The sequence below is a fragment of the Neisseria sp. P0009.S008 genome (genome assembly GCF_051958615.1).
GTDB lineage: Bacteria > Pseudomonadota > Gammaproteobacteria > Burkholderiales > Neisseriaceae > Neisseria > Neisseria subflava.
This window is the reverse complement of sequence record NZ_JBQCVG010000061.1, coordinates 1-274: the sequence shown is the minus strand read 5'-3', so window position 1 is coordinate 274 and position 274 is coordinate 1. Positions and strand designations below refer to the sequence as shown.

The following is a 274-nucleotide window of genomic DNA, read 5'->3' as shown; positions in this document are numbered from 1 at the left end:
GACTACCGGGGTATCTAATCCTGTTTGCTCCCCACGCTTTCGTGCATGAGCGTCAGTGCAGGCCCAGGGGATTGCCTTCGCCATCGGTGTTCCTCCGCATATCTACGCATTTCACTGCTACACGCGGAATTCCATCCCCCTCTACCGTACTCTAGCTATGCATTCACAGATGCAATTCCCAGGTTGAGCCCGGGGATTTCACAACTGTCTTACATAACCGCCTGCGCACGCTTTACGCCCAGTAATTCCGATTAACGCTCGCACCCTACGTATT

Annotated in this window: 1 rRNA gene; it reads right to left on the bottom strand. The window is 53.6% G+C overall.

Going from position 1 to position 274, the window contains the following annotated elements:
* Positions 1-274: ribosomal RNA gene (locus tag ACTHSQ_RS11255) — 16S ribosomal RNA — on the bottom strand; the annotation flags it as partial.